General features: G+C 71.0%; 13 protein-coding genes. 8 read left to right on the top strand and 5 right to left on the bottom strand.

Annotation, left to right across the window (positions count from 1 at the left end; all coding sequences use genetic code 11):
* Positions 1 to 45 precede the first annotated feature (45 nt).
* Positions 46 to 930, top strand: coding sequence for a YceI family protein (locus OG251_RS12165; RefSeq protein ID WP_326677178.1), 885 nt, complete (start codon positions 46 to 48; stop codon positions 928 to 930).
* Between the two features lie 35 nt (positions 931 to 965).
* On the opposite strand, the gene OG251_RS12160 is transcribed toward OG251_RS12165, so the two are convergent.
* The gene (locus OG251_RS12160; protein ID WP_326677177.1) at positions 966 to 1211 is read right to left on the bottom strand and encodes a hypothetical protein; all 246 of its coding nucleotides are present in this window, start codon (positions 1209 to 1211) and stop codon (positions 966 to 968) included.
* 86 nt (positions 1212 to 1297) lie between these two features.
* Here OG251_RS12160 and holA point away from each other — a divergent pair, with 86 nt between their 5' ends.
* Positions 1298 to 2284 (top strand): DNA polymerase III subunit delta, encoded by a 987-nt coding sequence (gene holA, locus OG251_RS12155; protein ID WP_326677176.1) that lies wholly within the window; start codon positions 1298 to 1300, stop codon positions 2282 to 2284.
* 398 nt (positions 2285 to 2682) lie between these two features.
* On the opposite strand, the gene rpsT is transcribed toward holA, so the two are convergent.
* Positions 2683 to 2949, bottom strand: a complete 267-nt coding sequence (rpsT, locus tag OG251_RS12150) for a 30S ribosomal protein S20 (RefSeq protein WP_073724481.1) — start codon at positions 2947 to 2949, stop codon at positions 2683 to 2685.
* A gap of 215 nt (positions 2950 to 3164) precedes the next feature.
* Here rpsT and lepA point away from each other — a divergent pair, with 215 nt between their 5' ends.
* From lepA to hemW, 4 genes are all read left to right on the top strand, one after another.
* Complete coding sequence (gene lepA, locus OG251_RS12145) at positions 3165 to 5039, top strand: translation elongation factor 4 (protein ID WP_326677175.1); 1875 nt, start codon at positions 3165 to 3167, stop codon at positions 5037 to 5039.
* Between the two features lie 349 nt (positions 5040 to 5388).
* Entirely contained in the window at positions 5389 to 7278 is a 1890-nt protein-coding gene (locus OG251_RS12140; RefSeq protein WP_326677174.1) for an AMP-dependent synthetase/ligase, read from the top strand.
* A 448-nt stretch (positions 7279 to 7726) separates the two neighbouring features.
* On the top strand, positions 7727 to 9799 hold the full coding sequence (locus tag OG251_RS12135) for a SpoIIE family protein phosphatase (protein WP_326677173.1): 2073 nt from the start codon (positions 7727 to 7729) through the stop codon (positions 9797 to 9799).
* A gap of 62 nt (positions 9800 to 9861) precedes the next feature.
* A complete protein-coding gene (gene hemW / locus OG251_RS12130; RefSeq protein WP_326677172.1) occupies positions 9862 to 11103 on the top strand; it encodes a radical SAM family heme chaperone HemW in 1242 nt (413 codons plus the stop codon).
* Positions 11104 to 11187: 84 nt separating this feature from the next.
* On the opposite strand, the gene OG251_RS12125 is transcribed toward hemW, so the two are convergent.
* The 3 genes from OG251_RS12125 to OG251_RS12115 form a co-directional block, all read right to left on the bottom strand.
* Positions 11188 to 14073 carry an ABC transporter substrate-binding protein gene (locus tag OG251_RS12125; RefSeq protein ID WP_326677171.1) on the bottom strand — a complete coding sequence of 962 codons (2886 nt, stop codon included), beginning with the start codon at positions 14071 to 14073 and terminating at the stop codon, positions 11188 to 11190.
* A 121-nt stretch (positions 14074 to 14194) separates the two neighbouring features.
* Positions 14195 to 15013 carry a DUF3097 domain-containing protein gene (locus OG251_RS12120; protein WP_326677170.1) on the bottom strand — a complete coding sequence of 273 codons (819 nt, stop codon included), beginning with the start codon at positions 15011 to 15013 and terminating at the stop codon, positions 14195 to 14197.
* A gap of 25 nt (positions 15014 to 15038) precedes the next feature.
* The gene (locus tag OG251_RS12115) at positions 15039 to 15770 is read right to left on the bottom strand and encodes an MBL fold metallo-hydrolase (protein ID WP_326677169.1); all 732 of its coding nucleotides are present in this window, start codon (positions 15768 to 15770) and stop codon (positions 15039 to 15041) included.
* Between the two features lie 164 nt (positions 15771 to 15934).
* On the opposite strand from OG251_RS12115, the gene hrcA reads away from it, so the two are divergent.
* Complete coding sequence (gene hrcA / locus OG251_RS12110; RefSeq protein ID WP_073724497.1) at positions 15935 to 16951, top strand: heat-inducible transcriptional repressor HrcA; 1017 nt, start codon at positions 15935 to 15937, stop codon at positions 16949 to 16951.
* Positions 16952 to 18088, top strand: a complete 1137-nt coding sequence (dnaJ, locus tag OG251_RS12105; RefSeq protein ID WP_326677168.1) for a molecular chaperone DnaJ — start codon at positions 16952 to 16954, stop codon at positions 18086 to 18088.
* Positions 18089 to 18212: the final 124 nt, after the last annotated feature.

Here is an 18212-nt window from a genome sequence, read left to right as displayed (position 1 = left end):
TCAGAGGCCCCGAAGTGTGAGACCGCCACTGGGAGTGCGTAAGAGATGTTCGGCCGTTGGCTGGGAAGCAGGAGTCGGACGGGCGCCGCGCACCAGGGCGCCTTCGCCGGATTGGCGGTGCCGCGTTCGGCCGGTGTGCTCAGCTGCCGGGTGCTGGACCCGGTCAACGAGCCGGTGCGGCACGCCGAGTACGTGGTGACCGACAGCGCGGGCCGCAAGGTCGTCGGCGGTGAGACCGACCCCTTCGGCAGCGTTCTCGCCACCGTCCCGGCGGGCGAATACCGGCTGGCGGTCACGGCGGACGGCTTCACTCCGTTCCACGGGGCGGCCGTCGTCTCCGAGAACGCCCACGCGAGCCTCGGCGATGTGACGCTTCAGATGTCACAGCCCCCGCAGCTGCCCGACCCCGGCGAGTGGGAGGTCGAGCCGAACCACTCGCAGATCGGCTTCACCGCCCGCCACATCGGCATGGCCCGTATCCACGGCAGGTTCAACACCTTCGCCGGTGCGGTACGGATAGCCGACCGCATGGAGGACTCCGCCATGCACGTGATCATCGACGCCGCCTCGATCGACACCAACGTCCAGATGCGCGACGACCACCTGCGCTCCGGCGACTTCCTCGACGTCGGGCGCTACCCGACGCTGGAGTTCTACAGCGACCGCTTCGTCCACCGCGGCGGCAGCCGCTGGGGCGTCACCGGTGCGCTCACGCTGCACGGGGTCAGCCGCACGGTGACGCTGGACACGCAGTACCTCGGTCTGGGCAACGGCCTGGAGGGCGAGGTCCGCGCCGCCTGCCGCGCCACCACCGAACTGCACCGGGAGGACTTCACCCTCACCTGGCAGACGATGCTGGCCCGCGGCATCGCCGCGGTCGGCTCCAGCATCTCCATCGACATGGACATCCAGATCGTCCCCAAGGGCTGAGCCGGCGCTCGCCCGGCCAACCACGCACGAGCTGGTCAGGGCACCTCCAGCCACCCCTCGTACTCCGCGGCGAAGGAGTCGAGCGAGGCCGGGTCCAGGCGCCCGGCAGGGTCCTCGACGACCACCAGCCACTGGGCGTCCTCGGCGTCGTCCTCACCGGCCAGCGCGTCCCGTACGAGCTGCGGCTCCTCGGCCACGCCGAACCGGTCGGCCAGCTCCCCGGCCACCTCCTCCGCGGTGTCGCGGTCGGGCAGCACCAGTACATGTCTCACATCGCTCACCTGCCCATTCTCGGGCACCGGGACGGGTGCCCCGGGCCGGTGGTCCGTCCCCGGGCTGTCGGTGGGGCGTGGGATGCTGGAGCGCGATGGCCACCAGGAAGAATTCTGCCGACGATCCGCTCGCCCCCGTCACGCTCGCCGTGGGCCAGGAGGACCTCCTCCTGGACCGTGCCGTGCAGCAGGTGGTGGCGGCGGCCCGCGCCGCCGACGCCGATACGGATGTCCGCGACCTCAGCTCCGACCAGTTGCAGCCCGGCACGCTCGCCGAGCTGACCAGCCCCTCGCTCTTCGCCGAGCGCAAGGTGGTGATCGTGCGCAATGCGCACGACCTCTCCGCCGACACGGTCAAGGACGTCAAGGCGTACGTCTCCGCGCCGGTCGAGGAGATCACCCTCGTCCTGCTGCACGCCGGGGGAGCCAAGGGCAAGGGGCTGCTGGACGCGGCGCGCAAGGCCGGGGCGCGTGAGGTCGCCTGCCCCAAGACGACCAAGGCGGCCGAGCGGCTGTCCTTCGTACGGTCCGAGTTCCGTGCGCTGGGGCGTTCCGCGACGCCGGAGGCGTGCCAGGCGCTGGTCGATTCCATCGGCAGCGATCTGCGGGAGCTGGCCAGTGCGGCGTCCCAGCTCGTCGCCGATGTCGAGGGCACGATCGACGAGGCGATCGTCGGGCGCTATTACACGGGCCGCGCCGAGGCGTCCTCGTTCACCGTCGCCGACCGGGCGGTCGAGGGCCGGGCTGCCGAGGCGCTGGAGGCGCTGCGCTGGTCGCTGTCGACCGGGGTCGCGCCCGTCCTGATCACCAGCGCACTGGCACAGGGCGTGCGGGCGATCGGCAAGCTCTCCTCGGCCCGGGGCGGCCGGCCCGCGGACCTCGCCCGTGAGCTGGGCATGCCGCCGTGGAAGATCGACCGGGTGCGGCAGCAGATGCGGGGCTGGACGCCGGACGGGGTCGCGGTGGCGCTGCGGGCGGTGGCGGCGGCCGACGCGGGCGTGAAGGGCGGCGGGGACGATCCGGAGTACGCCCTGGAGAAGGCCGTCGTCGCCGTTGCCCGGGCTGCGCGCTCGGGGCGGTAGCCGGGGGCGGCGCCGAGCGGCACCCATGCCCGACTGTTCCCGTAGCCCGTAGCCCGTAGCCCGTAGCCCGTAGCCCGTAGCCCGTAGCCCGTAGCCCGTAGCCCGTGCCCCGTAGCCCGTGCCCCGTAGCCGGTGGCCCGTGCCCCGTAGCCCGCGCCCCTAGCCGGTGGTCCGTGCCCGTAGCCGTCCCATCCGCATCCCCATCCCCATACGCGCGTACGGGTACGCGAAAGCCCCGGTCGCCGTCCTGGGGAGGACGAGCTGCCGGGGCTGTCGGTTCAAGCGTTTTGTGCGCCGCACCCGCGTGGCGAACGCAGGTTCGGTGTGCGGCGCGGGGTGCCGGTCAGGAGCGGGAGAGAGGGCCCGCTGAGTCCGTACCGGCGATCACATCAGAAAGTTCAGGCCTGGAGAGCGGCAACCTTGGAGGCCAGCGCCGACTTCTTGTTGGCGGCGGCGTTCTTGTGGATGACACCCTTCGAGACAGCCTTGTCGAGCTGACGGGAAGCGTCGCGGACGGCCGTGGTGGCCTTCTCGACGTCACCGGCAGCGGCGGCCTCTCGGGCCTTGCGGACCGCGGTCTTGAGCGACGACTTGACGGCCTTGTTGCGCAGGCGCGCCTTCTCGTTGGTCTTGTTCCGCTTGATCTGGGACTTGATGTTCGCCACGAAAGAGCCTTTTCAGGTTCGTTGGATCTTCGATGTGCGCCACGCCGCTCGTGAGAGCCACGAGGCACAGCTGCCCACGGTACCAGTCACTCCGCGACCGGCCTAAACCGGTCTCTGCCCCGCGGTCATGGGACGATGGAAGCTACGTATTGATCCGACCGACCCGACATCGACCCGAGACACGGCGTTCGGCGTCTCAAGAATCAGGACCCTGCGTGCCCGCGACTCCTATCCACGTGCCCGAGCCGAGCCGTACCGACCCGGCGCTGATCCGCAATTTCTGCATCATCGCGCACATCGACCACGGCAAGTCGACCCTTGCCGACCGGATGCTTCAGCTGACGGGCGTGGTCGACCAGCGGCAGATGCGCGCTCAGTACCTCGACCGGATGGACATCGAGCGCGAGCGCGGCATCACCATCAAGTCCCAGGCGGTACGTCTGCCCTGGGCTCCCAACACCGCAGAGGGCAAGGGCAGCACCCACATCCTCAACATGATCGACACGCCCGGCCACGTGGACTTCACCTATGAGGTCTCCCGTTCGCTCGCCGCCTGCGAGGGCACGGTCCTGCTGGTCGACGCCGCGCAGGGCATCGAGGCCCAGACGCTCGCGAACCTCTATCTGGCGATGGAGAACGACCTCACCATCGTTCCCGTACTCAACAAGATCGACCTGCCCGCCGCGCAGCCCGAGAAGTTCTCCGAGGAGCTGGCCAACCTCATCGGCTGCCAGCCGGAGGACGTCCTCAAGGTCTCCGCGAAGACCGGTGTCGGCGTGGACGCCCTGCTCGACCGGGTGGTCCGGGACGTGCCCGCCCCGGTCGGCAAGGCCGACGCCCCCGCCCGAGCGATGATCTTCGACTCGGTCTACGACTCCTACCGCGGTGTCGTCACCTACGTCCGTGTCGTCGACGGCCAGCTCAGCAAGCGCGAGCGCATCCGGATGATGTCCACGGGCGCCACCCACGAGCTGCTGGAGATCGGTGTCTCCTCCCCGGAGATGACCCCGGCCGACGGCATCGGCGTGGGCGAGGTGGGCTACATCATCACCGGGGTGAAGGACGTCCGGCAGTCCAAGGTCGGTGACACGATCACCTCCCTCAGCAACGGTGCCACCGAGGCGCTCGGCGGTTACAAGGACCCCAAGCCGATGGTGTTCTCGGGGCTGTACCCGCTGGACGGCTCGGACTACCCGGACCTGCGCGAGGCGCTGGACAAGCTCCAGCTCAACGACGCCGCCCTGGTGTACGAGCCGGAGACCTCCGCGGCGCTGGGCTTCGGCTTCCGTGTCGGCTTCCTCGGTCTGCTCCACCTCGACGTGGTCCGTGAGCGTCTGGAGCGTGAGTTCGGTCTCGACCTCATCGCCACCGCCCCGAACGTGGTCTACCGCGTCGAGATGGAGGACGGCACCGAGCACATCGTCACCAACCCGAGCGAGTTCCCCGAGGGCAAGATCGACAAGGTGCACGAGCCCGTCGTGCGCGCCACGGTCCTGGCCCCGAGCGAGTTCATCGGCGCGATCATGGAGCTCTGCCAGAACCGGCGCGGCACCCTGCTCGGCATGGACTACCTCTCCGAGGACCGGGTCGAGATCCGCTACACCCTGCCGCTCGCCGAGATCGTCTTCGACTTCTTCGACCAGCTGAAGTCCAAGACCCGCGGCTATGCGTCGCTCGACTACGAGCCCACCGGCGAGCAGTCCGCGCAGCTCGTCAAGGTCGACATCCTGCTGCACGGCGACAAGGTGGACGCGTTCTCCGCGGTCACGCACAAGGACAAGGCGTACGCGTACGGCGTACGGCTCGTCGCCAAGCTGCAGAAGCTCATCCCGCGGCAGAACTTCGAGGTGCCCATCCAGGCGGCCATCGGCGCCCGGGTCATCGCCCGCGAGACCGTCCGCGCCATCCGCAAGGACGTCCTCGCCAAGTGTTACGGCGGTGACATCTCCCGTAAGCGGAAGCTGCTGGAGAAGCAGAAGGAGGGCAAGAAGCGGATGAAGATGGTCGGCAACGTGGAGGTTCCTCAGGACGCCTTCATCTCCGTGCTGTCGACGGACGAGTCGGCCGGCGAGGCCAAGGGCAAGAAGTAGCCCGACGCGGAGAGGCCCCGGCCATCCGTACCGATGAGTAGCGCAACGGGCCCCCGTGCCGCAGAACCTTGCGGCGCGGGGGCCCGTTCGTTATGAAGCGGCGGCCGATTGCCTCTTACATGGCGCTCCCGCGCGCTCTACTCTGATCACAACCCGTTGGTTACTCACCAGTTAAACAAGCGTGATCCAACGGCAACGAGCGAGAGCGCCGAGCACGATCGTCGAGCACGAACGACGAGCAGGTACCACGCGCCAGAACGACGAGCGAGAAGCACGAGCAGGATCAGCAGAAGCAGCCGCAGTATCAAGAAGCCGGTCGAAGCAATGCCGCAGGCCCGGAGGACGCGTCGTGAGCGACACACAGACCTTGATCGATAACCGACCGCCCTCCGTGGCGACTCTCTTCATCGACCGCGTGGCGGCCACCCCGGACGGGGAGGCGTACCGCTATCCGGTGCCCGCCGTCTCGGGCCGGGGCCCCGACGAGTGGAAGTCGCTGAGCTGGGGGCAGGCCGCCGAGCGGGTCTACGCGATCGCCGCCGGGCTGATCGCGCTCGGGGTGGAGCCGGAGGAGCGCGTCGCGCTCGCCTCGGCCACCCGCGTGGAGTGGATCCTCATCGACCTCGGTGTGATGTGCGCGGGCGGCGCGACCACCACGATCTACCCCTCCACGAACACCGAGGAGTCCGCCTTCATCCTGGCCGACTCCGAGAGCCGGGTCCTGATCGCCGAGGACGCCGCGCAACTGGCGAAGGCCCGTGAGGCCCGCGCCGAGCTGCCGAACCTCGCCCATGTCGTCGTCATCGACCCGGCCGGTGCCGAGCCCGTCGAGGGCGATCCGGAAGGCTGGGTCCTCACCCTCGCCGACCTGGAGGCGCGGGGTGCCGAGCACCTGGCGAAGCACCCGGACGCGGTCACCGACCGGGTCTCCGCCATCACGGCCGACCAGCTGGCCACCCTGATCTACACCTCGGGCACCACCGGCCGCCCCAAGGGCGTCCGGCTGCCGCACGACAACTGGTCGTACATGGCCAAGGCCACCGTGGCGACCGGTCTGATCACCGCGGACGACGTCCAGTACCTCTGGCTGCCCCTCGCGCACGTCTTCGGCAAGGTCCTCACCTCCGGGCAGATCGAGGTCGGTCACGTCACCGCGGTCGACGGCCGTATCGACAAGATCATCGAGAATCTGCCGGTCGTCCAGCCGACCTACATGGCCGCCGTCCCCCGGATCTTCGAGAAGGTCTACAACGGGGTCGCCGCCAAGGCGCGGGCCGGTGGCGGCGCCAAGTACAAGATCTTTCTCTGGGCCGCCGGGGTGGCCCGGGAGTACGCGAAGGTCACCCAGGACAACTTCCGGCGCACCGGCACGGCTTCCGTGCCCTTCGCGCTCGGCGCCAAGCACAAGGTCGCCGACACACTCGTCTTCGCCAAGATCCGCGAGGCGTTCGGCGGCCGGCTGCGTGCCTGTGTCTCCGGCTCCGCGGCACTCGCCCCCGATATCGGCTACTTCTTCGCCGGGGCCGGGGTCCACGTCCTGGAGGGCTACGGCCTGACCGAGAGCAGCGCCGCGTCCTTCTGCAACCCGGGCGAGGCCTACCGCACCGGCACCGTCGGCAAGCCGCTCCCCGGCACCGAGGTGCGGATCGCGGACGACGGCGAGGTCCTGCTGCGCAGCCCCGGCATCATGCAGGGCTACCACCGGCAGCCCGACAAGACCGCCGAGGTGCTGGAGTCGGACGGCTGGCTGCACACCGGCGACATCGGCGAGCTCTCCGTCGACGGCTACCTGCGGATCACCGACCGCAAGAAGGACCTGATCAAGACGTCCGGCGGCAAGTACGTCGCCCCGGCGGAGGTCGAGGGCCAGTTCAAGGCGGTGTGCCCGTTCGTCTCCAACATCCTGGTGCACGGCGCGGACCGTAACTTCTGCTCCGCCCTCATCGCGCTCGACGGGCCCACCATCCTCGGCTGGGCCGCCGAGAACGGCCTGGAGGGCAAGTCGTACGCCGAAGTGGTGGCGGCGCCCGCGACGGTCGAACTCATCGAGGGCTATGTGAAGCGCCTCAACGAGGGCCTCCAGCGCTGGCAGACCATCAAGAAGTTCCGCCTGCTGCCGCGTGACCTCGATGTCGAGCACGGCGAGCTGACCCCCAGCCTCAAGCTGAAGCGGCCGGTCGTCGAGCGCGAGTACAAGCAGCTCATCGAGGACATGTACGCGGGCTCGCGCGAGGCGTGACGGGCGGTTCGGGCGCCGGGGCACGTCAGGTCTGCCGGACCGGAGAGCCGGGGCACCGTCAGGTCTGCCGGAGACGGGACCGCTCAGGGGAGCGTGCCGAAGCGTGTACCGGTCAGCGCGGTGAGACGCGTGCCGAGGCGCGCGGTGAAGCGTGTGCCGCGGGGGTGTCGAGGCGCGCGGTGAAGCGTGTGTCGCAGGGGGCGTCGAGCAATGGACGCGCCCTGCGGGACGCACGTGGTGCGGGCGGGAGCGGCAGATGTGTACGTATCTCCCGCACCCGCCCGTATTCCGCTTCTACCTGCCCATCCGCGTTCTGCTTCCTGCCACATTGCGTTCGAATCTGCTCGAATTTCTGCCCACTTCGGTAACTCGGTGCTTATGCCCGCGGCCGGTCTGTCACTCTGTCGTTGTTGTCGGCGGCGTTTCGTGAGACCGGTAGGAGCCGCACGTGGGGCCCATTCCCTTGCAGCGGGACATCGTGCACCGTCCCGTCACCGGCGGTGCCGGTCAGTTCGACGACCCGCGCCTGGTCAGCCGTACCAGCCTGCCCGGAATACCGCTTGCCCCGTCCGCGGCGCGCAAGTTCGTGCGCGCCGCGCTCGCGGAGTGGGCCGGGATCGGCGTACCCGCGGCCGCGGGCTTCAGCGACCGGCTGGCCGATGACGCGGTGACCGTCGCCAATGAGCTGGTCACCAACGCGGTCGTGCACGCCGGGACGGCCGTCGACCTGCTCTTCCGGCTGGAGGAAGCGGCCGACGAGACACCCGCCGCCCTCGTGCTGGAGGTCACCGACCACCACCCGGCCCGCCCGGTGAGCGGCGAACGGTCCGGGGCCGCGGCCGGCCCTCCGGCGGAGCGGCCCGACCCCGCCGAGTACGGCCGCGGCCTCCAGCTCGTCGCCACCCTCGCCGAATCCTGGGGCATCACCTACCGCACCGGCCTCAAGACCGTCTGGGCCCGCCTGTCCGTCGACGAGTGGAGCGCCCCGCCGGGACCGTCCGAGGAGGACACGCTGCGGTGCGGCCTGCGGGCCGCCGAGATCCTCGCCCCCACCGTCCGGCGCGCCGAACGCGACGACGCGGGCTGGGACAACCGGGGCGCGCTCTCCTTCCTCGCCGAGGCGTCCGACCTGCTGGCGGGCCAGCTCGACGAGGACCTCGTGGCGGCCATAGCGGGACAGCTGCTGGTGCCCAGGCTCGCGGACTGGTGCGCGATCTGGCTGGAGAGCGAGGGCGGCGGGCCCGCGGCGGCACCCCGGCTCGCCCGCGTCTGGCACCACGACGAGACGGACACCGAGGCGCTGCGCTCGGTGCTGGAGAAGGAACCCCTCCGGCTGCCCGGCAGCGCCGGCTCCGGGCCCGTACCCATGCCCTGGCCCACGGACGGCGGTCCGGAGGCCGCCGAGCGGCACGGATCGCCGGACGGTGGCACAGGGACCGACGAGCGGCACGGGCCGCCGGACGGCGGCACAGGGACCGACGAGCGGCACGGATCGCCGGACGGCGGGTCACCGGACGGTGGCGCTCCCGAGGAGGAACCGGACGCCCGGCCCGGCGGCCGTGACGGGGCCGCCCTCGCCTACCGGATCACCGCGGGCGGCCGCACGCTCGGCGCCGTCCTCGTCGGACGGGAAGGCGTCGCCCGGGTCCCCGACGAGGTGGCCGCGCTGATCGAGGACTTCGTCCGCCGCCTCGGCCTCGCCGTCGGCGCGGCCCGCGCCTACACCCGGCAGGCCACGATCAGCCGCATCCTCCAGCGCGGACTGCTGCCCAGCAAGGTCGCCGAGATCCCCGGAGTCACCAGCGCCCTGGTGTACGAGCCGAGCGACGACGGCGTGGTCGGGGGTGACTTCTACGACATCTTCCCGTGCCCCGGCGACCGCTGGTGCTTCGTGCTCGGCGACGTCCAGGGCAGTGGCCCCGAGGCCGCCGTCGTCACCGGACTGGCCCGCCCCTGGCTGCGGCTGCTGTCCCGGGAGGGCTTCGGCGTCGGCGAGGTCCTGGACCGGCTCAACCGGCTCCTCCTCGACGACGCCATGGAGGCCGCGGAGGCCGCCGCCCTGATGGTCGCGGCGGCGGGCGGGCAGCAGCTCCAGGACGGCTCCCAGTCCCGGTTCCTGTCCCTGCTGTACGGGGAGATCGTCCCGCTCCCGGACGGCGGGGTGCGCTGCACCGTGGCCAGCGCGGGCCACCCGCTGCCCCTGCTGCTGCGGCCCGACGGCTCCGTACGTCCCGCGGCCGATCCCCAGGTGCTGCTCGGCGTCGTCGAGGACGTCGCGTACGAGAGCCAGAGCTTCGACCTGGCGCCCGGAGACGCCCTGCTCTGCGTGACCGACGGGGTGACCGAGCGGCGTTCGGGGCGGCTCCTGTTCGACGACGGGGACGGGCTCGCGCGGGTGCTCTCCGGATGCGCCGGGCTGCCCGCGGAGACGATCGCCGACCGGATCAAGCGGGCCGTCCACGAGTTCGCCGAGCTGCCGCCGGACGACGACGTGGCCCTGATGGTGCTCCGGGCCGACTGAGGACGGGCGCCGGGGCCGCCCCGGCCCGCAGCGGGTCGGGGCCGCTCCCGCGGCGAGTGACAATGGACGGTATGCCTTCCGTACTGCCCGATGGTGAGCCCGTGCCCGACGACGGGGCGCTGCCCCGCCATGCCCTGGAAGGCGCCGCCGACCGACCGCTCGGCTTCTATCTGCATGTGCCCTACTGCGCCACCCGCTGCGGCTACTGCGACTTCAACACCTACACCGCCACCGAGCTGCGCGGCTCCGGCGGCGCCCTGGCCTCCCGCGACAACTACGCCGCGCACCTGATCGAGGAGGTCCGCCAGGCCCGCAAGGTCCTGGGCGACGACCCCCGGCCGGTCCGGACCGTGTTCGTCGGCGGCGGCACCCCCACGCTGCTGCCCGCCGCCGATCTCGTACGCATGCTGGGGGCGATCCGCGACGAGTTCGGGCTCGCGGACGATGCCGAGATCACCACCGAGGCCAATCCGGAGTCCGTCGATCCGGCCTATCTGGCGGCCCTGCGCGAAGGCGGCTTCAACCGGGTCTCCTTCGGCATGCAGAGCGCCCGGCAGCACGTGCTGAAGATCCTGGACCGTACGCACACCCCCGGCCGCCCCGAAGCGTGTGTCGCCGAGGCCAGGGCGGCGGGCTTCGACCACGTCAACCTGGACCTGATCTACGGCACCCCCGGCGAGTCCGACGACGACTGGCGGGCCTCCCTGGACGCGGCCATCGGCGCCGGCCCCGACCATGTGTCGGCCTACGCCCTGATCGTCGAGGAGGGCACCCAGCTCGCCCGGCGCATCCGGCGCGGCGAGATCCCGATGACCGACGACGACGCGCACGCCGACCGGTATCTGATCGCGGACGAGGCGATGGCCGCCGCGGGCTTCTCCTGGTACGAGGTGTCCAACTGGGCCCGGACACCCGAAGGCCGGTGCCTGCACAACGAGCTGTACTGGCGCGGCGCCGACTGGTGGGGCGCCGGGCCGGGCGCGCACAGCCACGTGGGTGGGGTGCGCTGGTGGAACGTGAAGCACCCGGGGGCGTACGCACAGGCGCTCGCCGAGGGCCGCTCGCCCGGGGCGGGGCGCGAGATCCTCGCCGCCGAGGACCGCCGGGTCGAGCGGATCCTGCTGGAGCTGCGGCTGCTCGAAGGGTGCCCGCTGTCGCTGCTCAGGCCGGACGGCCTCGCGGCCTCGCGACGGGCCCTCGCGGACGGGCTGCTGCAGGCCGGTCCGTACGAGGAGGGGCGTGCGGTCCTCACCCTGCGGGGGCGGCTGCTGGCCGACGCGGTGGTGCGGGACCTGGTGGACTGAGCCGCCCCCTCCGGTACCTCCTCCGCCCCCTCCGCTACCTGCCCCCGGCCGCCCCCTGCCCCCGCCGGCACTGCCCCCCGCCGGCTACGGCTTGCAGTCCTGGCGGGCCAGCGGCTTCGGTACGCCCGCCGGTTTGCCGCACAGGACGGTCCGTTCGGCGTCCGGTCCGGGGCGGACCACCTTGATGATGTTGATGCCGTGCATGTTCTCGGCGGGCGACGCCTTGTCCCTGCTGAAGGTGATCGTCCCCGTGGGCATGCTGTTGAGGTCCACCGTGTGCAGCGTCGCCCAGGTCTCCGCCGCGCTTCGCCGGGTGTCCCCCCGGGCGGCGGCGTCGTACAGCGCGGCCGTCGCGCTGTAGGAGAGCACGGTCTGACCGCTGGCGAACAGCTCGTCCTCATAGGCGGGTGTGCCCGCCGACAGGGCCGTCAGCTCCCCGTCGGGGTGCAGGTCGGCCAGCGCGCTGCGGGCATCGCTGTAGAAGCCCTGATTGCCGCCCTTGTCCAGCGGGGCCAGCGAGCTGTGGTAGAGCGTCACGTTCGCCGCGATGGACGTGCTGGCCTCGAAGGTGCCCTTCGTCAGATCGTCCCCCGTGAACACCGTCATGGGCTTCTTGGAGCAGAGCCCCTGCGAGAGGCCGCTCATCAGGTTCGGGACGTCCTCGACCCGTCCGGCGAAGTACAGCGCGTCGGGCACCGGGTCCAGCTTGCAGATCGTGGTCACCGGGGTGTTGAGGCTGGCGCCGCCGGAGAGCTTGTACGTGACGTCCTCGCCCACGCCGAACCCCGCCTTGCGGAGCATCGACCTGCCCGCCTCGCGCTGCTCGGCCGTGTACCGGTCCTTGTCGCCGTTGCGCAGTTCCCGGGAAAGGACGATCGCGCTCGGGGCGGTCCTCCCGCCCTTGAGCTTCTCGGCGATCTGCCGGGCGACCAGACCGAGGGCGTACGCCTGCTCCTCGTCGGTCGCGGCGAGACCGAAGTAGTTCGGGTAGTCCCGGGGCAGATCGCTGCTCGAATTGGTGGTGTCGACCAGCGGCAGACCGGCTTTCCGGAGCCGGCCGGTGGCCGCCGCGCTCTCCTGCGTGTTGCGGCCGAAGCCGACCACGCCGACCACGGTCGGGTCCCGCTCCGCCACCTCTATGATCTTGTCCACCGTGGTCAGCTGATGGAGCATGTCCTGACCGCCGTTGGCCGTGAGGACCCGCAGCTTGACGGGCCGGTGCAACGTCTTGTTCACCGAACGCTGGTGCAGATAGACGCCGGTCAGCTCCTCCAGCCCCTTGCGGGTGAGCTTGTCGTCGCCGTTCCGCGCGGTGAGCGGCCCCGCGTAGACGATGGTGACGTAGTTCTCGTTCGGCCCGATGTCCGCGTTCTCGTCGCGGATCGCCTTCTCGACGCGCTCGAAGCTGATGCCCGCGCCCACACCGTTCAGTGCCAGCTTGTTGCCCTTGGCGAAGAGCACCTCGGGGGAGGTGGCCACCCCCACGCACTCCTTGTCCTTCCCCGAACCGCTCCAGATCGCGTCCGTGTTGCGGTCGGTCAGCGGGCCGTGGCAGTACTCCTTCCGCCAGTGCTCGCTCCACAGGAAGGTTCCCAGCAGGCTCCCGACGAGGACGAGCGCGACGGCCGCCCTGGACATCACCCACCACGCCCAGGTCCGCCGGACCCGGTAGGTGACGAGTTCCGCGTGCGCGTGCTCATGGGTCAGCTTGCCGGTGGACAGCGGCAGCCGGAGCACCCACGCCAGCGTCGCGGCCGCGACGGGGGACTGGCCCAGGCTCAGATCGTCGACCCAGCGCTCGTAACGGGCCCGCGCCGCCGCGGAGAAGGTGGGCCCGCTCGCGGGCGGCGGGTCCGCGGGCAGCGGCGGGGTGTGCCGCATGATCCCGGCGGCGGGCAGGGACGCCAGCAGCAGCAGCGGGTCCACCTCGCTGCGCCGCGACCGTACGCTGTTCATCGCGTTGATCAGCAGGATGCCGCCGTTGTCCTGGGTGGCCGTGGGCAGGAACACCACCGGCGGGACCGTCCGCTTGCTGCGCCGCCAGTCCAGCGTGTGCGGCCGGTAGTTGTGCAGCAGGTCCTCCAGCAGGGCCTGGACCCGCAGCTCCAGATGGAACTGGCGCGCGTGCTCGTCCCCCGCCCGCGCGTCGGCCACCCGCTCGGCGACCGCCGCCGCGCGGGCCCGGATCACCCGCCAGGAACCGCTCGGCGAGAACCGGGACCAGCCGTCGGAGGGGTACCCCGTACTGGAGGCGGCCAGGGAGGAGGTGGTCGCGAACCACCGGCTGGCCCGGCGCAGCCACAGTAGCGGCGGCGCGGCGCTGCTCAGCAGCCGTACGACGGCCAGGCCGAGCAGGGCGACGGCCGCCACCAGGGCGGTCAGCAGCCAGCCGATCTCGCCGAGCAGCACGCTGAGCACGGCGATGAAGACGGCGCCCATGAAGGTCTCCGGCCGCACCGAGGCCCGCAGCGAGTCCCACCAGTTGTTGGCCCCCGACCGGCTCGCCCGCCAGCGCAGCCTGCCCAGCTGCTCAAGAATCCTTTCCTCACGTCCACGCGCCGAGCGCCCGCCGGGCTGCGCGAGCACCGTCGTGGTGGCCTGCTCGATGGCACCGAGGAGGCGTGAGCGGGGGAAGGAGAACGGCTTGTACTGCGAGCTCTCCCGGGTCTCCCAGGGCTCCTCGCTCAGCCTGCGCACCATGTCGAGCGCCGCGTCGTACGGGGTCCGGCCCTCGCCGTCGAGCAGCTTCACCGGGACCCGGCGCAGCTGATTGGCCCGGTGGATCTGGAGCACGATCTGCTCGACGCGCGCGTCGATCTCGGGCCCCGCGTCGGCCTCGGCCGCCTGTGCGACGACCAGTGGCATCACCGGCCGGTTGACCTTGTACTGGTCGATCAGCTGCTGCATCAGGTGGAAGACGGCCGAAGCCGCCTCGTTCTCCGCACTGTCCTGCCACACCTCGCGTGTCATGTCGCCCCCGTGCCTTCCCGTCGCCCGCCGAGCCCCTTCACCTCTCAATAACCGATGGTGCGTGTGTGGCGCAGGCGTTCAGCGGGATCGGTACCGGATCCTCTTCAACGGGGGCCGGGCTTCAGCCGGGAAGCGTCACGAAGTCGATCAACTCCTCGACCCGGCCCAGGAGTTGTGGTTCGAGGTCGCGATAGGAGTGGACCTTGGAGAGGATGTGCTGCCAGGCCGCCCCGGTGTTCTCCGGCCAGCCCAGCGACCGGCACACCCCTGTCTTCCAGTCCTGGCCGCGCGGCACCACCGGCCAGCCCGCGATCCCCACCGAGGAGGGCTTCACCGCCTCCCAGACGTCGATGTACGGGTGGCCCACCACCAGCACGTTCGCGTCCGACACCTGACCGGCGATCCGGGACTCCTTGGAACCGGGCACCAGATGGTCCACCAGCACCCCCAGCCGGGCGTCCGGACCCGGTGAGAACTCGCGCACGATCGCCGGGAGGTCGTCGATGCCCTCCAGGTACTCGACCACCACACCCTCGATCCGCAGGTCGTCGCCCCACACCCGCTCGACCAGCTCCGCGTCGTGCCGGCCCTCCACATAGATCCGCCCGGCCCGCGCCACCCGGGCCCGCGCGCCGGGCACCGCCACCGAACCGGACGCCGTACGGGCCGGCCGCACAGGACCGGCGGCCGAGGGGCGTACGAGCGTGACGACCCGGCCCTCCAGCAGGAAGCCACGCGGCTCCATCGGGAACACCCGGTGCTTGCCGAAGCGGTCCTCCAGGGTGACCGTCGGCCCCTGGGCCGTCTTCTCGCAGCGGATCACCGCACCGCAGAAGCCGGTGGAGACCTCCTCCACGACCAGATCGGGCTCGGCGGGGACCTCCGGGGCGGGGACGGACTTCTTCCACGGCGGGGTCAGGTCCGGCTGATAGCTGCGCATGGCACGACGATAAGTGGGCGGCCTCTCACGACACGCCGAAGCGCTCCGCCAGCCGGTCCCGCTGTGCCCGTACGAACGCCGCGTCCACCACCGCCCCGTGCCCCGGCACGTACAGCGCGTCCTCGCCGCCCAGCGCCAGCAGCCTGTCCAGCGCGGCCGGCCAGCGGGAGACGACCGCGTCCCGGCCCGCCTGCGGTTCGCCGGACTCCTCGACCAGGTCGCCGCAGAGCACCACCGCCGGCTCCCCGTCCGGCCCCGGCACCAGCGCCGCCAGATCGTGGCCGCTGTGCGCCGGACCGACATCGGCCAGCAGCACCTGCCGGCCGCCCCCGAGGTCGAGCGTCCACTCCCCGCGCACCTCGTGGTGCGGGGCCACCAGGACATCCACCGCCTGCGCCGCCTGCTCCTCGGGCACCCCGTGGCGTACCGCGGAGGCGCGCAGACCGTCCGCGCCGCTGCTGAGGAGACCGGCGATGCCGACCGCCCCGTACACCTGGGCCCCGGCGAACGCCGCGGTGCCCAGTACATGATCGAAATGCGGGTGGCTCAGTGCGATATGTGTCACCCTCCGGCCGAGCAACGCCTCCGCCTGCGTCCGCAGCTCGACGCCCTCACGCAGCGTCGACCCGGTGTCGTAGAGCAGCGCCGCGCCCGCCCCGGCCACCAGCGCGACCGTCGCATCCCACCCGGGAAGGCGCCGCCGGCCCACACCGTTGCCCAACCGCTCCCAGCCGAACTCTTCCCAAGAGACGTCCATACGGCGACGCTATCGGCAACGACCTGCGCAGTCTCGCGGTAGCGTGGCCGGTCGCCCTTGCCTGGGGGGCACCCCGCCCCCGTACACTGGCCGGGGGGATTGCTGGCACTCGAACGCACAGAGTGCCAGGCAGACACCGGAGACGACAGCTGGAGGTGTGCGCGATGCTCAGCGAACGCAGACTCGAAGTGCTGCGCGCCATCGTCCAGGACTATGTCGGCACCGAGGAGCCCGTCGGCTCCAAGGCGCTCACGGAGCGGCACAAGCTCGGGGTCTCCCCGGCCACCATCCGCAACGACATGGCCGTGCTGGAGGACGAGGGATTCATCGCCCAGCCGCACACGAGCGCGGGGCGCATCCCGACGGACAAGGGCTACCGGCTCTTCGTCGACCGGCTGGCGGGCGTCAAGCCGCTGTCCTCGCCGGAGCGCCGTGCCATCCAGAATTTCCTCGACGGCGCGGTCGACCTCGACGATGTCGTGGGCCGCACCGTACGGCTGCTCGCGCAGCTGACCCGGCAGGTCGCCGTCGTGCAGTACCCCTCGCTGACCCGCTCGACGGTGCGGCACGTGGAGCTGCTGGCGCTGGCTCCAGCCCGGCTGATGCTGGTCCTGATCACCGACACCGGCCGGGTCGAACAGCGTATGATCGACTGCCCCGCGCCGTTCGGTGAGACCTCTCTCGCCGATCTGCGGGCCCGGCTCAACAGCCGGGTCGTCGGACGCCGCTTCGCGGATGTTCCGCAACTGGTGCAGGAGCTGCCGGAATCCTTCGACAGCGAGGACCGGGCCACCGTCTCCACGGTGCTCTCCGTCCTTCTCGAAACGCTGGTCGAGGAGACGGAGGAGCGGCTGATGATCGGCGGCACCTCCAACCTCACCCGCTTCGGGCACGACTTCCCGGTGATGATCCGGCCGGTGCTGGAAGCACTGGAGGAGCAGGTCGTGCTGCTGAAGCTGCTCGGTGAGGCAACGGACTCGGGCATGACCGTACGTATCGGGCACGAGAACGCCCATGAGGGGCTCAACTCCACGTCCGTCGTCGCGGTCGGCTACGGTTCGGGCGACGAGGCAGTCGCCAAACTCGGCGTGGTCGGACCGACCCGCATGGACTACCCCGGAACGATGGGAGCGGTACGCGCAGTGGCACGTTACGTCGGACAGATCCTGGCGGATTCGTAAGTGGCCACGGACTACTACGCCGTACTAGGCGTGCGCCGCGACGCATCTCAGGACGAGATCAAGAAGGCATTCCGGCGGCTCGCCCGCGAGCTGCACCCGGATGTCAACCCGGATCCGAAGACCCAGGAGCGGTTCAAGGAGATCAACGCCGCTTACGAGGTGTTGTCGGATCCGCAGAAGAAGCAGGTCTACGACCTCGGTGGCGACCCGCTGTCCGCCTCCGGCGGAGGCGGCGCGGGCGGATTCGGACAAGGTGGCTTCGGCAACTTCTCCGACATCATGGACGCGTTCTTCGGTACGGCGTCGCAGCGCGGACCCCGTTCGCGCACCCGGCGCGGCCAGGACGCGATGATCCGGCTGGAGATCGACCTCTCCGAGGCGGCCTTCGGCACCACCAAGGACATCCAGGTCGACACGGCGGTCGTCTGTACGACCTGCAGTGGCGAGGGCGCGGCCCCCGGCACCTCCGCCCAGACCTGTGACATGTGCCGCGGTCGCGGCGAGGTCTCCCAGGTCACCCGGTCCTTCCTGGGCCAGGTCATGACCTCGCGGCCCTGCCCGCAGTGCCAGGGCTTCGGTACGGTCGTGCCGACGCCCTGCCCGGAGTGCGCCGGTGACGGCCGCATCCGCTCGCGGCGCACGCTCACCGTGAAGATCCCCGCGGGCGTCGACAACGGCACCCGCATCCAGCTCGCCGGTGAGGGCGAGGTCGGCCCCGGCGGCGGACCGGCCGGCGATCTGTACGTCGAGATCCACGAGCTGCCGCACGCGGTGTTCCAGCGGCGTGGCGACGATCTGCACTGCACGGTCACCATCCCGATGACGGCGGCGGCGCTCGGCACCAAGGTGCCGCTGGAGACGCTCGACGGCCTGGAGGAGATCGACATCAGGCCGGGCACCCAGTCCGGTCAGTCGGTGCCGCTGCACGGGCGCGGGATCACACATCTGCGCGGCGGTGGCCGGGGCGACCTGATCGTGCATGTCGAAGTACTGACCCCGTCCAAGCTGGACTCGGAGCAGGAGCGACTGCTGCGCGAGCTGGCGAAGCTGCGCGGCGAGGAACGGCCCATCGGCCAGTTTCAGCCAGGTCAGCAAGGGTTGTTCTCCCGGCTGAAGGACGCTTTCAACGGCCGCTGAACCGGTCTCGGCCTGTCACCGCACCGCCCGTCGGTCTTGTACCGGCGGGCGGTGCTGCGTACAGCGGTATATCGGTCATGCCGTCTCATGGCTGATTCGGCCCTGTGCGTCGGACATGGCACGA

The sequence above is a fragment of the Streptomyces sp. NBC_01237 genome, from assembly GCF_035917275.1.
Lineage (GTDB): Bacteria > Actinomycetota > Actinomycetes > Streptomycetales > Streptomycetaceae > Streptomyces.
Note: the sequence above shows the minus strand (reverse complement) of the source record. Positions and strands in the feature narration are given on the sequence as shown.

Bases quoted from the DNA above. Each gene is read 5' to 3' on its own strand.
- OG251_RS12165 (WP_326677178.1), top strand. From the start codon at position 46: ATGTTCGGCCGTTGGCTGGGAAGCAGGAGTCGGACGGGCGCCGCGCAC.
- holA (WP_326677176.1), top strand. From the start codon at position 1,298: ATGGCCACCAGGAAGAATTCTGCCGACGATCCGCTCGCCCCCGTCACG.
- hemW (WP_326677172.1), top strand. From the start codon at position 9,862: ATGGACGGTATGCCTTCCGTACTGCCCGATGGTGAGCCCGTGCCCGAC.
- OG251_RS12125 (WP_326677171.1), bottom strand. From the start codon at position 14,073: ATGACACGCGAGGTGTGGCAGGACAGTGCGGAGAACGAGGCGGCTTCG.
- OG251_RS12120 (WP_326677170.1), bottom strand. From the start codon at position 15,013: ATGCGCAGCTATCAGCCGGACCTGACCCCGCCGTGGAAGAAGTCCGTC.
- OG251_RS12115 (WP_326677169.1), bottom strand. From the start codon at position 15,770: ATGGACGTCTCTTGGGAAGAGTTCGGCTGGGAGCGGTTGGGCAACGGT.
- hrcA (WP_073724497.1), top strand. From the start codon at position 15,935: ATGCTCAGCGAACGCAGACTCGAAGTGCTGCGCGCCATCGTCCAGGAC.